The 14,242-nt window shown below is 39.9% G+C and carries 10 protein-coding genes; all 10 read right to left on the reverse strand.

What is annotated here, in order from left to right; all coding sequences use genetic code 11:
- Positions 1–24: 24 nt before the first annotated feature.
- The 10 genes from IQ13_RS04825 to IQ13_RS04870 all read right to left on the reverse strand — a co-directional run bounded on the left by IQ13_RS04825 (position 25) and on the right by IQ13_RS04870 (position 14,240).
- Complete coding sequence (locus IQ13_RS04825; RefSeq protein WP_199758170.1) at positions 25–3,120, reverse strand: ABC transporter permease/M1 family aminopeptidase; 3,096 nt, start codon at positions 3,118–3,120, stop codon at positions 25–27.
- Between the two features lie 123 nt (positions 3,121–3,243).
- Complete coding sequence (locus IQ13_RS04830) at positions 3,244–4,107, reverse strand: ABC transporter ATP-binding protein (RefSeq protein WP_144884913.1); 864 nt, start codon at positions 4,105–4,107, stop codon at positions 3,244–3,246.
- Between the two features lie 81 nt (positions 4,108–4,188).
- Positions 4,189–4,398 (reverse strand): helix-turn-helix domain-containing protein, encoded by a 210-nt coding sequence (locus IQ13_RS04835; RefSeq protein ID WP_144884914.1) that lies wholly within the window; start codon positions 4,396–4,398, stop codon positions 4,189–4,191.
- A gap of 2 nt (positions 4,399–4,400) precedes the next feature.
- Entirely contained in the window at positions 4,401–4,916 is a 516-nt protein-coding gene (locus IQ13_RS04840; RefSeq protein WP_144884915.1) for a DUF2975 domain-containing protein, read from the reverse strand.
- 304 nt (positions 4,917–5,220) lie between these two features.
- Entirely contained in the window at positions 5,221–8,331 is a 3,111-nt protein-coding gene (locus IQ13_RS04845) for an error-prone DNA polymerase (protein ID WP_144884916.1), read from the reverse strand.
- Positions 8,332–8,342: 11 nt separating this feature from the next.
- Positions 8,343–9,842: a Y-family DNA polymerase gene (locus IQ13_RS04850; RefSeq protein ID WP_144884917.1), complete on the reverse strand. Its 1,500-nt coding sequence runs from the start codon at positions 9,840–9,842 to the stop codon at positions 8,343–8,345.
- 1 nt (position 9,843) lies between these two features.
- Positions 9,844–10,572 (reverse strand): ImuA family protein, encoded by a 729-nt coding sequence (locus tag IQ13_RS04855; protein ID WP_144884918.1) that lies wholly within the window; start codon positions 10,570–10,572, stop codon positions 9,844–9,846.
- Between the two features lie 274 nt (positions 10,573–10,846).
- Complete coding sequence (locus tag IQ13_RS04860) at positions 10,847–11,878, reverse strand: LacI family DNA-binding transcriptional regulator (protein ID WP_144884919.1); 1,032 nt, start codon at positions 11,876–11,878, stop codon at positions 10,847–10,849.
- A gap of 155 nt (positions 11,879–12,033) precedes the next feature.
- On the reverse strand, positions 12,034–13,212 hold the full coding sequence (locus tag IQ13_RS04865) for a M20 metallopeptidase family protein (RefSeq protein WP_144884920.1): 1,179 nt from the start codon (positions 13,210–13,212) through the stop codon (positions 12,034–12,036).
- Between the two features lie 8 nt (positions 13,213–13,220).
- The gene (locus IQ13_RS04870; protein WP_144884921.1) at positions 13,221–14,240 is read right to left on the reverse strand and encodes a Gfo/Idh/MocA family protein; all 1,020 of its coding nucleotides are present in this window, start codon (positions 14,238–14,240) and stop codon (positions 13,221–13,223) included.
- Positions 14,241–14,242 lie beyond the last annotated feature (2 nt).

Raw genomic sequence — 14,242 nt, forward strand, 5'->3', positions numbered from 1 at the left:
ATACACGGTTTTATCGAAGGCTATTTATACTTCCATAAATAGCTGCTTGATCTGACTATGAAACCTTTGCTCACTAACTTTCAATACTTCATTTATAAAATCTGTTGATATTGGCTTATTCCCGGAATACCTGACTGATTGTAAGAAATTTCTTAATGCCATATTTACTGTTTGTTCCCCAATCAGTTCACTTAGCTGAACCATTACCACTGCACCTTTTGAATAACAAATATGTGGATTACCACCACTTACTTTATACAATGGCTCATTTGATGAAAATCCTTTTTCTGTATCATATATCTGCTGGTGTACCTGCAAGCGTTCTTTCATTTTTTCAATACCATACATTTTTTTATACAGCATCATCTCTGTATACATGGCCAAAGTTTCCGTAAGAAATGCAGCGCCTTCTCTTATATCAGGAACAATCTGATTGCCTCCCCACCATAAATGAGATAACTCATGCCCTGCCAGCTCATTGATTACATCCTGTTTTTGATCCGCTTTAATATTGGCATGAAAAAGCATATCCTCAGTCATAAATATGGATGCAGGATAAGCTGTTCCGGCGAAGCCCTTTGTGAATGAAGACACTTCTGCAAAGCAAACAGACTTAAAAGGGTATGCCCCGAAATTACTGCGGCAATAGTCCAATGTCAATTTTGCATTACGTATAAGATGATCTACGTTTACTTCATGTTCAGGATGATACAGCACACTGATAGTTATACTATCATGCAGAACACTCTTAATTTTATATGCTGCAGAAGAGACTGCAAACCGAAAAGGAATCGGATCCATTGCTTCGAATTGAAAATAATTTCGGCCCTTGTCGCTCCATTTCTTTTTCAGTTCGCCGATACCTACTGCGGTTTGCCCGTCGTCGGTATCAATTGTCATTGCAAGCGTTATCAAATCATCAGCAGGCTCTCTTGGATCCTGAATCCGCTTTAAGGGAGTAGCCGGCCCCAGACCGTATTGTTTTCTTTCAATGCTATCCATCAATTCATAGTCCGATTGATAACCGATCCTCGGATAATACCGGCTGATGCGCATAAATGAACCATTTTCAACGATGGCATTAAAAGACTGATGTCCATTCACCGGACGCCAGGAGTACTGCAGTGAAAATCGCAATTTTGCACTGTCATTTGGCCTCAATGGCTGACGAAGGTAAATTTCACTGATGGGTTGATCGATCTCAAGTGTCTCTGAAGCAGACGTAAACTGTGCCTCTGTTATTTTCAAATCATCATGAAAACTAACGAGAATGTGGTTCACCGGACGGTTGGATTTATTCCTGATCGTATAAACGCCCTCAACCGTGTATTGCTGTAATGACGGGAATAGATGCACCTGTGTTATTACATCAGTAATAACAGGCTGCGGTATGGCTTGATATTTTCTGTATTTTTTTTCATAGCTAACTGCCATTTCCAGCTTCTGGCGTTTATCTGCAGGTACATACCCTTTTAAGAATTGATTGGCAAAGAAAAAAGATGAAAAAACTAGAAAGATGAACAGAATCAAGAAATGAACTTTCATTTTGCGCTCTTTTATCATATTTGAAATCTGCCAGAAAACCAACAAACTGCATAAACCAAACATCGCCCGTTGTGCATATGAAAGCATATAGGTTCCATAACCATTAAAATCACTGTATTGTCCCCTAAAGGCTGTAAGGAAGCGAAACAACGGATTATTGATGATTAATCCTGTAAAAGGACTTGCTGCAAAAAATGCAATGGATAAAGTAACGCCGAGCGATAGATATTTATGAGGAATGATTTGATTTAAAAGCAACATAAATCCTGCCAGCACTACCAATGGAAAACTACAAAACAGAAAAATACTGGAATAAGGTTCCCAGTTGACAGTCGTAAAACGATAACCCATTTGAAAAAACAATCCCAAAAGAATAGATATCACCGTAAAAAAAATTATAAGAACAATACAACTAAACCAATGTCCCAAAAGTTTTGCGGACATGAAAGCTGTTGTATTTTCCAATATCGAAAAACGGGAAACACTACTTTTCCAGTATAAATCATTCGCATAATACACGATCAGTAAAACGGCTGGCAAATGTAAATTTTCCAGAATGGTGGATGAGAGTAATCCGGAAGATGCAAATTTTTGTGGAAGCCGGATACCTTTTTCGATATCAGCATACATTTCCATACCGAGGTTAAATAATAACAATACAGCAGCTGCGGCAACAGCAATTCCTTTGAATATATAAATCAAATCTGCTTTAAAAAATGAACGGACTGCTTTCAAATACTGCAGACTACTGAAACTAACTGCTGTCGTTTTATATGCAGCTGATACAGCAGTATCTGTAAATCTGCCTTCTTCTTGTCTTTTACTTCGGGAAGATTTTATATTGGTATAATACTTCCTGGCAAGTTGGAAAAACACAACTGACATTGAAGTAATCATCAACCTGTTTGCCAGCAGGCTTCCACTAAGCGGAGTCAAAACAGTGTTCCTTTGTGCAATAGTAAAATCCTTACTTACAAAAAAATAAGCAGTCAGACCAAACGGGTCTGCAAATGCAGAGATGCGTTGTATCTCTAACGACTGAGGCATAGACTGCGTCATAAATGGCGAACCGGAAAAAAGCAATGCAACCATATAAAGGACATATAACAGCAATCCGCTTAGTGCCACCATTAGTTTATTTTTCGTGAGCCATGCAACCATACATAATACACTACAGACAAAAAAGGTATTAACGCATCCAAATAAAACCAATGGATATAAATAATAGGAAAGATAAAAACAGTCTTGTATGGCCGGCCCTTCTCTTAGAGATTGGCCAACCATAAATCCTGCTGTTAACAGGAAAAAACCTGAAATCGTTACGATATAAAACGATAAAAAGCGACCATTTGTAAATTGATTTCTGCTGATTGTTGTGGAAAACAACAACAAATCAAATCGTGAATCCCATTCCTTAAATAAAAGCTGAATACCGTTGACCGTAGCTATAAAAATTACTGAAAGACTGAGCAACCCAAGCATAAACCCGATTGTATAAGGAGAATTTAAATACACCCCTTCACCGACACTTAGATTAAATCTGCTCCCCCCAAAAACGCCAAAACAAAACAACAATACGGCAATAAAATACGTTGGGATTTGTTTGAAGTAGCTGTTGATGTCAAACACTGCAATTGTACGCATGCTCAATTATTTACTCTTTTTATATTCGGTTTTAGGCCATTTCATCAATTACATCTATTGCAGATACTGAAAATATGCCAGCTCCAAAGTAGGCGTTACTGGAAAAAATCCGGAAGGCTGCACATTAGCGTAAACGGATATATGTAATACTCTTTCCACTAGATGTTGGCTGATAACTTTATAGTTGGAGCGATAAGCCTGTAGCTCTGAATGATCGATGGCTTTTGTCCATACCTTACCTTTTAAGGAAGCGATCATTTCGGAGGGCTTTCCGATAGCCCTTATTGTCCCTTGTTGGATGATGGCCAATTTACTACAGAGATTAAATACATCTTCGACGAGGTGGGTAGACAGCATTACAATGACATCTTCACTGATTGAACTTAACAGCATATTGAAACGATTACGTTCTTCAGGATCTAGGCCTGCAGTGGGTTCATCTACGATAATCAACTGAGGATTACCCAAGAGCGCCTGGGCTACACCAAAGCGCTGTTTCATACCTCCGGAAAAAGTATACACCTCTTTGTTCTTCACTGCCAACAGATTTACTTTTTCCAGCAAATTGATGATTTGGCTTTTTCTTTCTCGTGGATTACCTACTCCTTTCAGAATCGCCAGGTGTTCAAGTAAGTTGTAAGCAGACACTTTTGGATAAACACCAAAATCCTGAGGCAGAAATCCTAGACTTTTTTTAACAAATGCAGGCTCTTTGACTATATCAACACCATTAAAATGAATGGTGCCGCTTGTTGGTTTCTGAAGTCCTGCTATTGTTTTCATCAGCGAGGATTTACCTGCGCCATTCGGCCCCAACAATCCAAACATTCCATTCGAAATTTCCAATGAAATATTATCGATGGCTTTGACTCCGTTAGGATATATTTTCTGCAATGTTTTTATTTCCAATCGTTTCATTTGCGTGTATTAAGTATGGGCAATAGAATAGCTACACTCAAGTTGAGTGATATGTAAAACCCAGGTTTTAGTTGATTATTTTTATTGTTCTGCTATGTATTCAAGTATGTCTCCGGGCTGACAGTTTAATACTTTACAAATGGCTTCAAGTGTATCAAAACGGATACCTTTTGCTTTACCCGTTTTCAGTATCGAGAGATTGGCCGGCGTAATTCCTAACTGTTCTGCCAATTCTTTCGATTGCATCTTACGCTTTGCAAGCATAACATCTACATTTACAATAATTGGCATGGCTATATAAATAAATCTTGTTCGTTTTGTAATCGAAGACCTTGTTTGAAAATGGCTGCTACCATCCAGGTAAAAATGCCAAAGATGCAATGGATAATCGCCAGAAGCCATATCATATTAATTATCTCTACAAAAAAACTGCTGATGATAATTGCAGGAAAAGGTATGAACCAGTTAAACAGGTAGAATTTTTTCAACTCTGACAAATTATAGTGCGTAAACAGTTTTGTTTTTGAAAAAACAGCAAACAGATTTCCAGTCAGCAAAAAAAACAAAGCATATAAAATTATCGGCAGCAGAAAAGAGAAAAAAATATAACTGGCATTGTTGTCAACATTTAAAAAAGGCTTTTGAGAAAAAGGATAATTGATATGCAAGTACTGTCCATTACCATATGGTGTAACAAAGCATTTTGTTGTCAAACATATACTACTGTAAACAGCCATTAGCAAATAGGCTATAGCCAATACACGGCTAAAAAATGCAATAAATTTTGCAATAAGCTTTGTTTTACCCATTCTTCAATTATTTAATTAATCATTCAAATATATTAATTAATTATTGTAAAACAATAATTAATTTAAAATATTCTTTGCCCTAATTTCTCATTTATAGCCGGCTTGGGGTCTCCTGTAGTGACCCCGGTATTTCGATGCAGTTTGTTTTAAGCTTGCAATTCCTTACTCCACCGATCGGTTGCACCAAACTACGGCAGACGAAGGTTAATCCACTTTTTTTTAATGAAAGTTCCTGCCTTTATAAAATACCGGTTGCGATTCTTGCTGTTCGTTACGTTTAAACAAAGAGTCCTTCCCGTACGCATTACTTACTGTCATCTGCTTTTGTAAGATTTTTCAAAAACGATGAAAGATTAAAACAGTTGCTCACAATTACATGTATCACCTCCCCTTCTATCTGCAATTTCCCTTCTACCATGATCAGTCTTGCTTGAAGAATTTCCTTTCGAAACTTTTCAAACAGCTTTTCAAAAAAAACAACATTGGCAAATCCGGTTTCATCTTCAATGGTCATAAAGCACACGCCCTTGGCTGTGCCAGGCCGTTGGCGCACCAACACCAGTCCGGCAATTTTTACAAGTTGTCCGTTTGTACAATTGGGTAAAGAATTGATGTTGATCACACGTAACTGTTCCAGTTTTTCTCTTACAAAACTCACCGGGTGTGCTTTCAATGAAAGAGAAGTTGTGGCATAGTCCTGTACCACATGTTCCGATTCTTTCATGCGTGGTAATGTTACCTCCTGTTCATCGGGATCATCATTCGACTGTCCTTCGAATACACCAATGGCAGTATCTTTTTTTGAGATTTCCCATAATGCCTCTCGTCTGTCTGCTCCTATTGAACGAAAAGCATCTGCGTCTGCCAACAGCTTTAAGGAGCTTTCCGATAAACCGATGTGCCGAAGCTCATCCATACTTTTGTAAGTAGCAGTTCTTGCTTTCAGTAATACATTTATATCCTCTTCCCGCATTCCTTTCACCTGTCGGAAACCTAATCGCAGTGCACAGTAATTGCCTGCCTTTTCTTCCAAAAGATTATTCCATGCAGAATAATTAATATCTACCGGCCGCACTTCTACTCCATGCTTCTGTGCATCGATCACAATTTGTGCAGGTTGATAAAATCCCATCGGCATACTATTCAACAAAGCGCAGGCAAACACATCCGGATAATAGCACTTCAACCAGGATGAAACATATACCAGCAATGCAAAGCTGGCAGCATGGCTTTCGGGAAAACCATAGCTGCCAAATCCTTCCAACTGACGAAAGACACGCTGTGCATACTCCAGGCTATATCCATTCTTCAACATACCTGCTGTTAACTTCCTTTCAAACTTTGAAACTTTGCCCTGTGCTTTAAAGGTTGCCATGCTTCTGCGTAATTCATCGGCTTCTGCGGGAGTAAAGCCTGCTGCAACAATAGCAATCTTCATCGCCTGCTCCTGGAATAAGGGAACACCTAATGTGCGTCCTAAGATATCTTCCAACTCTTTTGATGGATATTCAACCGGTTCTTCACCATTACGCCTGCGCAAATAGGGATGCACCATATCGCCTTGGATCGGTCCCGGTCTTACAATCGCTACTTCAATCACAAGATCATAAAATGTACGGGGCTTTAACCGGGGAAGCATCGATTGCTGTGCACGACTTTCAATTTGAAATACACCAATCGTATCTGCACGACCAATCATTTCATAAACAGCCGGATCGTCTTGTGGAATATTCGCCAGTGTAAGATCTCTTCCATACTGTTGCTTTACCAAATCAAATGCTTTGCGGATACAGGTGAGCATACCTAAGGCCAACACATCAATCTTCATGAATCCTAGTGCATCAATATCATCTTTGTTCCACTCAATGCAGGTGCGGTTTTCCATTCTTGCGTTGAGTACAGGACATAGATCAGTTAATTTGCCCCTTGTGATGACAAAACCTCCTGTATGTTGTCCCAACTGTCTTGGAAAACCAATAAACTGTTTGGTGAGAGATACAACTTTCCGTAAATGCGGATCATTAAAATCAAATCCCTGCTCTGCAAAACGATTCTGCGCAAAACTTTCTTCCGGAAATTCTCCCATCGATCCTACTGCTTGCGATAACCGGTTGATCATATCAACTGAAAGCCCCATGGCTTTTGCTACATCCCTGATGGCTCCTTTATGATGCTGTTGTGTTACAGTTGCAACAATAGCAGCCCTGTCTCTGCCATATTTTCGATAGATGTATTGAATCACTTCTTCTCTTCGCTCATGTTCAAAATCCACATCAATATCGGGTGGTTCATTGCGTGCTGCTGACAGAAACCGTTCAAACAACAAATCAAATTTTTCCGGATTAACAGAAGTAATACCTAAACAAAAACAAACGGTGGAGTTAGCTGCAGAACCACGCCCCTGGCATAAAATATTTTGACTTCTTGCAAACCGTACTATATCATAGACGGTTAAAAAATAGGACGCATAGTTCATTTGTTCAATGAATGCCAATTCGTGTTTAATGGCAGCAATTGTTTTTGCGGGAATAGTTTCACCAAAATGTTGCTTGGCACCATGCCAGGCTAAGTGTGTTAATTCTTCCTGCGGTGTCCGTCCTTCTGTAATAATCTCTTCCGGATATTCATACGTTAATTCATCTAAGGAGAACTTGCAAGCTTCTGCTATAGCGGCTGTATTTCTGATTGCTTCCGGGTAATGCCGGAACAACCGAAACATTTCTTCCTCCGGTTTTAAATAGCGTTCAGCATTCAGATGCAGTCGAAATCCTGCAGTATAGATGGTGCATTTTTCCCGGATGCAGGTAACAATATCATGCAACTCCCTTCTTGTCAAATAATGATACTGCACATCATTGGTTGCAACCAGTGGCACATGGTATTCTGCTGACAGTTGTGCAAACCGGTATAAATATTTTGCATCATCTCCATTGTAATATCTGCAGGCAGCAATGTATAATTGATCGCCCAGATTGTGTTTGTATTCCTGTAAGTTTTGTTTGAATGAGTCCTCAAATTCAAATGCACTACTCAATGTTGTTGGCGGCACTGCAATAAACAGTATATCTTTTGCATGTTGGTAGACATCTGCTTTGTACAAACGACATTCTCCTTTTTCTGCACGAAGATTACCGGTTGAAAGCAAATTACATAACTGTGCATAAGCGTTTATGTTTGTTGGATACGCAAGCAGGCTTGCCCCATCTGTTAAATCGAGCCGGCATCCAGGCACAATGCGTATCCCTGCTTTTTTTGAAGCAGCATGTGCCCGTACTATTCCTGCAAGACTGTTGCGATCGGCAATAGCAATTTCCTTATATCCATTAGCAGCAGCTTGTTCAACCAACTCTTCAGGATGAGAGGCACCCCTTAAGAAACTGAAATTTGTTGTTACCTGTAATTCCACATAACGCATACAGCAATTTTTTAAGCAAAAAATCCATGCAAAAACCATTGATAGTTTTCATCAGTATAATGTCCCAAACGAAAGATCCAGTACCGTGCACCGTTTTGATCTTCCACAACATAATAATCACGATGCTGCCCTTGCTGCAACCACCACTCCTGTTCAATCCGTTCGGGGCCATCTGCTTTTATTACTTTGTGTAATGTTCCTTTATAACGAAACAGCATGGGTGGATAATCGGGAACAGGTGCTGTTACTTCAATAGGTGCAGGTGTAGATAAAAGTTGTATCGGTCGGGGCCTTTCTACTTTCCATGTCACATTATTTTCTTCTAATAACTGTTGTGCAGCTTTATAAGAACGTTCAGGCCAGTAATGTTCTGCAGGTAAATAGCGCTTGATTGTATGTGCGCCAAACTTGCCTGCAATGCGATCCATAAGTTCAGCTAATTCCGTATGATGTAATCCTGCTGTTTGTTGCCATAATGTTGATTGAGAAGAAACAATATCTTCTGTCCGCTTGGCTTCCAGTGTAAACAACTCAATACCGAACGCAGGCTCAATGGCAGATAGTTTTAATTCAAACAGTTTAAATAGATGTTTACTATTAACTGTTGCACGGTTGGTGCCGATTTCAACAGTTGCTGTTTTTCCATCTACACGATAACATTTGAAACAAGCTGTGCGTATTCCTTTTTGTTCGTGCAGCAGTTTGTTGCAAAGTGTTTCCAATAATTGTTGCAGAGCCATTTCAATACCGGTTAACGTAATGATCGGTTCAAGACTGGTCAACCGTTCACAGTAAACTGCAATGGGTTGAACGGGTGTAATCATTTCTTCTTCGTTACCCAACGCCTGGTTTAAGCGTGTAATAAAGGTTTCTCCAAATCTTCTGCGAAGAACAGAAAGAGGCATGTTGATGAAATGCTGAATGCTTCGAAGACCTAATGCATGCAAACGTTCAACCGTTTCCGGTTCCAGTCGAAGTGCTGCTGCCGGCAATACCAGTAAAGCTGTTGCCTGCTTATTTGACTCAATAATAGCAGAACCATTTCCATACCGTGCAAAAGCCCATGCTGTCCCAATAGTATCTGCCATCCCCATCCGTACATGATATCCCAGCTCTTTAAACCGTTTATGGATATGTTCGATATACAATTGCTCTCCTCCCCATAAGTGAGCACAACCCGAAACATCAAGTAAAAGTCCATCCGGCAAATCCATGGCAACTATTGGTGTAAACCGAATACACCATTCGCCTAAACCTCCCAATAGCTTTTCAGGTAAACCAGGCTGATCATCCAACACGTTTAATGAAGGAATGATTACTCTTGCATCTGCTACCAGCATTCCCGTACAGATACCTTCCTGTTCTGCTAATGGGTTTACTGCAGTAACCACCATACGTCCATGATCCGGACTGGCTAAAACAAATGGAATTTTGCTTAATGCTTTTTCCCGACGCACAAACCAATCCGTTTTTAAATAACGGAACCATATTGCTACAAATCGCTTCGGCATCTCATCCTGTTTTTCTGTGCAGTTGCGGTTCAACCGCTGCAATATGCTCGTGCAAATGAAACCTGTTCTCTTTCCATTCAACTTCCCACGATCCCGGTTTACCATTCCGCATTTTCAACAACTCCACATCCCATTTCGGAAAACCAACTCCCGGCATTCCGTTTGTTTCACTTGCTATGGAAGAAATTCGCCAACGACTTACACAGGTTGTTGCTGTTAACTTTCGAGGATTGACTCGCAGAATAAATCCGGTTACTGCACTTTGTTCTACAGCTAATTGTAACCGGCGGGATGAAGTAAAACTAAGTTCCTGCAGTTCACAAACAACAGCAGCAAGTCCCCTGCATTTTAATGCTTCTTCTGTAGCCCATAACAGCTCTTTCTCTTGATGAAGCTGAATGAAAATGATACGGTCGGGATCAAGACCAAACAATTTAATTGCCGGAGGAAACAATGTTTTACCTGGGCTCAGCCAAACTGTAATAGCATCCGGATGCGTGATTGTACTAACCAATGCAGACACAAAACCTTCTGTAGCAGCAACACCCTCTTTGTTCGCACAAACAAACTCATGTACAGCAGCCGTTGGAAAATTTGCCTGCGGTAAATGATCTTTTAAAAAGCCCAAACCCTTTGGCAAATCGGAAGCATGCCCTGCTGGTTTCATACCGGAAAGTTTCAGCAGGTCTTTTTGAAGCTGGGCAATAATATAGGCTTTGGCAGGGAGCATGGGAAACAAAGGTAACTAAAATTACTAATTTTTTTAGTATTTTTAAACCCACCCTCTCTCTCCCGAACTAATAATGGATAAAAAAGTTATTTAGAGTTTTTGCATTCTATCTACTATAACAGATCGAATAGAATTAAAGTCAATCGACTAAAGAAAACTTAATAAATAGGTTTCGAAAATTCATATAAGATTTATTTTTACACGTAAAAAAAATAAAACCGAGAAAAGGGGTAACGAGTGAAAAAATCTCTACCGTTAAAATATACAAATCACATTAAACTATAATATCCGCCTCAATTTTTTTATAAGAAAACGGACTAACAATTTTACCTCTATTAATTTGTTGCAAAAGCGCATTAAATGCCATTTGCCCCTGTTTGGCCGGAAAAGGATTTAAAGATACACGAGGTGGTTGTCTTAAATATTGCGAAAAAGAACGACCGGCAGTGCTACCAAAAATTATATCTTGATTTACTACAATTCCCAGTTCAGCGGCTGCTTCAACTGCATCAATATGTACATGATCATTAAAACTTATTACTGCATCTAGTTTACAATTTCTCTTTAACAGTGTTGAAATCGCCTGCCTGTTTCCTTCTTTAGAAAGATCTGTTGATTCAACTAGCTGCATATCAATTTTTCTGCGCCGTATAGACCATGAATGCATATAGGCCTGTAATAGTTCTTTACTCAATAACAAATCAGAGGGGCCGTTAATAAATCCGATATGCCTCCGATTATTTTGAAAAAACCAACTCATCAGTTTCAACATTCCATTATACCCATCACAACTAATAGCATCTGCTCTTATACCTGAAAAGCCAGGTACATGATTAAAAAAAACCAAAGGCAAAGTTGCTCCTGATTCGAAATTCCGCCTTTTAAGAAACATACTTTTAGGCGATAAGCTCATGATCATTCCATCTACTCTCCGCAAGCGCAATGAATGAAAAAGATCAGCTTCTTTTTCGCTGTTATCATTACTGTTACCCAATAAAACATTGTAATTCTGTCGTCTTGCATTCGTTTCAATAACATCCAGCACTTCTGCAAAAAAAGGATCTGTGAAACTTGGAACAATCACGCCAATCGTACGACTTTTTTGCAACCGCAAATTAACGGCAAGTATGTTAGGCTCGTATCCATTAACCAACGCATAGTTACTCACTTTTCGTTTTGTTTCGTCGGCAACCTTAGCATGTCCTTGTAATGCTCTGGAAACTGTTGAAACAGATACGCCCAATGCATCTGCAATACACGTTATCGTCAATACTTTTTTCTTCTTGCTAATCATTGTAATAGTCATTACTGTTGTTACAGTAAAGTATGCGCATAAATAAATTCCTGTTTAGTCTTTTCCATTTAATTTAACTGCATACAAATCAATGTGTGATTTGTATGCGCTGAAAATTTCACAGAACCAGCGCACATGAAAAGACAATTGTGGTTAGAATAAAGCAACTATACCAACGCTTTCACCGCCACCCAAGCCATCAACCCCATGCTGTTCACCAGCACGTCTTCATCCACATCAAAAGTTGATGTATGTAACGATGAATTAATTCCTTTTTGTTGATTGCCTGTTCCCAGCAAATAAAAACAGGAAGGCACCTGTTGCGAATAGCGTGCAAAATCTTCAGCCGCCATCCATATTTCTGCTTCGGTTACATTGTTGCTTCCAAGATAGGCAGCAGCAGATGCTGTTACATGATCTGTAACATCAGTATTATTTACAAGAAAAGGATAACCACGGTTGATGTTAAACTCACAACTGCCGCCCATGCTCTGTGCAATACCTTCGGCCATTGTTTTCATGCGTTGATGCGCTTCGTTGCGCCAGTCTTCGTTCATAGTACGGAAGGTTCCTTCGATATATACTTCATCGGGAATCACATTGATAGCACCATTGGCAATTACTTTTCCAAACGAAAGAACAGTGGGCATTGATGGGTTAGCATTACGGCTTACCAGTTGCTGAAGCGATACCAGCATTTGTGCAGCAATCATCACCGGATCAATGTTGCGATGCGGTTGTGCGCCATGTCCACCCTTGCCCCGTACGGTTACAAACAACTCATCCATTGATGCCATGAACATGCCTTTACGTACGGCTATTTTTCCCGCTTCTAAAAAAGGAGAAACATGCTGACCGATTACAGCAGATGGAACAGGATCTTTTAACACTCCTTCAGCAATCATTTGCAAGGCACCACCGGGCAAAACTTCTTCTGCCGGCTGAAAGAGTAATTTTATTTGTCCGCCAAATGCATGACGTAATGATTGTAAAATTTCAGCAGTGCCCAACAATGAAGCTGTATGAAAATCATGACCACAAGCATGCATTACACCGGGATTGGTTGAAGTATAAGCACATTGATTGGCTTCGGTAATCGGCAATGCATCCATATCAGCACGCAATGCAATCACTTTATCAGATGACAATTCTCCTTTGATGATTGCCAGCACTCCTGTTCCTGCAACAGCTTTCCATGCAACACCGATTTCATCCAATTTACTTTTGATGAAAGCACTGGTTTCATATTCGTGAAACGATAATTCAGGATGCGCATGCAGGTGTTGTCGATAACTGATGATCTTCTCACTGATTACTGTTGCTTTTTGTTGAATTGCTTCGATCATGCTGGTTGTTATTTATTGACTGCTTTTGCTCTCTTCATCATTTCTTCTATCCGCACCGGTTTACCACCCAGCAATTTACTTTTTTCTGCGGCTTCCAGAAAAGCAATCAACTCCAGTGTTTCATCTTTTGCAACAGGATTTCTACCGCTGTTGAAAAAAGAGGTAATCTGTTTTAGCAATGGTTCATAACCTGCAAAGTTGCCCAACGGTACAATTGCTTTTTCACAATAACAGGTACCGCCAAAATCTGTTTTGCCTGCACGCAATCCTCTGAAGGTGCCGATGCGTCCATCGTTCCATTTAGCAGTCACCACATCATTGTCTTTTGTAAAATTCCGTTGCACACTAACACAACCCTTCCCCATCAATGCATACAAGGCTTCCACTCCGTGAATGCCATACCAAAAGAGATCGGGATGTGTGGGCTCAATCATTGCCGGACTGAACGTATCGGCTCCATTTACTTTTCCATACTTGCCCGATTGTATTTCCTGTATAACAGTGGAGTAACGTAATGCAGATGAACTGAAGACGGGCACGTTGTATTTTTCTGCTGCTGTAAAAATAGCTATCGCATCTTTGAGCGATGCAGCAATGGGTTTATCAATAAACAACGGTTTGCCTGCACGGAACACTTCCAATGCCTGTTCTTTGTGCAAGCGTCCATCGTTTGTTTCAAGCAAAACCACATCTACCTGTTGCAATAATTCCTGTATGCTTGTTGCGATTGCCACACCAATCTTTTTTATTTCATCGGTTAAAACAGGAATACGTGTTTTGCTTAATTCCAGTTCTTTGCTGCCGAAAGGATAAGCAGCAACTACCTTATAACCATGAAAGGTTTCATCTGTTGCATTGTTGAGCAGTTTGGTGAAAACAATACTGTGCGAAGTGTCGAGACCAATGATGCCCACACGTTTTCCTTTTTCAACTTCGTCTGCAGCAGTTTGTTTTGCAAACAGCTTGTTACCTGCAAACAAAGCCAATGCAGTTCCGGTTGTTTGTTGAATGAAAACTTTCCTGTTCATGC

Source organism: Lacibacter cauensis, from assembly GCF_007830055.1.
GTDB lineage: Bacteria > Bacteroidota > Bacteroidia > Chitinophagales > Chitinophagaceae > Lacibacter > Lacibacter cauensis.

Bases quoted from the DNA above. Each gene is read 5' to 3' on its own strand.
- IQ13_RS04845 (WP_144884916.1), bottom strand. From the start codon at position 8,331: ATGCGTTATGTGGAATTACAGGTAACAACAAATTTCAGTTTCTTAAGG.
- IQ13_RS04840 (WP_144884915.1), bottom strand. From the start codon at position 4,916: ATGGGTAAAACAAAGCTTATTGCAAAATTTATTGCATTTTTTAGCCGT.
- IQ13_RS04860 (WP_144884919.1), bottom strand. From the start codon at position 11,878: ATGACTATTACAATGATTAGCAAGAAGAAAAAAGTATTGACGATAACG.
- IQ13_RS04850 (WP_144884917.1), bottom strand. From the start codon at position 9,842: ATGCCGAAGCGATTTGTAGCAATATGGTTCCGTTATTTAAAAACGGAT.
- IQ13_RS04830 (WP_144884913.1), bottom strand. From the start codon at position 4,107: ATGAAACGATTGGAAATAAAAACATTGCAGAAAATATATCCTAACGGA.
- IQ13_RS04835 (WP_144884914.1), bottom strand. From the start codon at position 4,398: ATGCCAATTATTGTAAATGTAGATGTTATGCTTGCAAAGCGTAAGATG.
- IQ13_RS04865 (WP_144884920.1), bottom strand. From the start codon at position 13,212: ATGATCGAAGCAATTCAACAAAAAGCAACAGTAATCAGTGAGAAGATC.
- IQ13_RS04870 (WP_144884921.1), bottom strand. From the start codon at position 14,240: ATGAACAGGAAAGTTTTCATTCAACAAACAACCGGAACTGCATTGGCT.
- IQ13_RS04855 (WP_144884918.1), bottom strand. From the start codon at position 10,572: ATGCTCCCTGCCAAAGCCTATATTATTGCCCAGCTTCAAAAAGACCTG.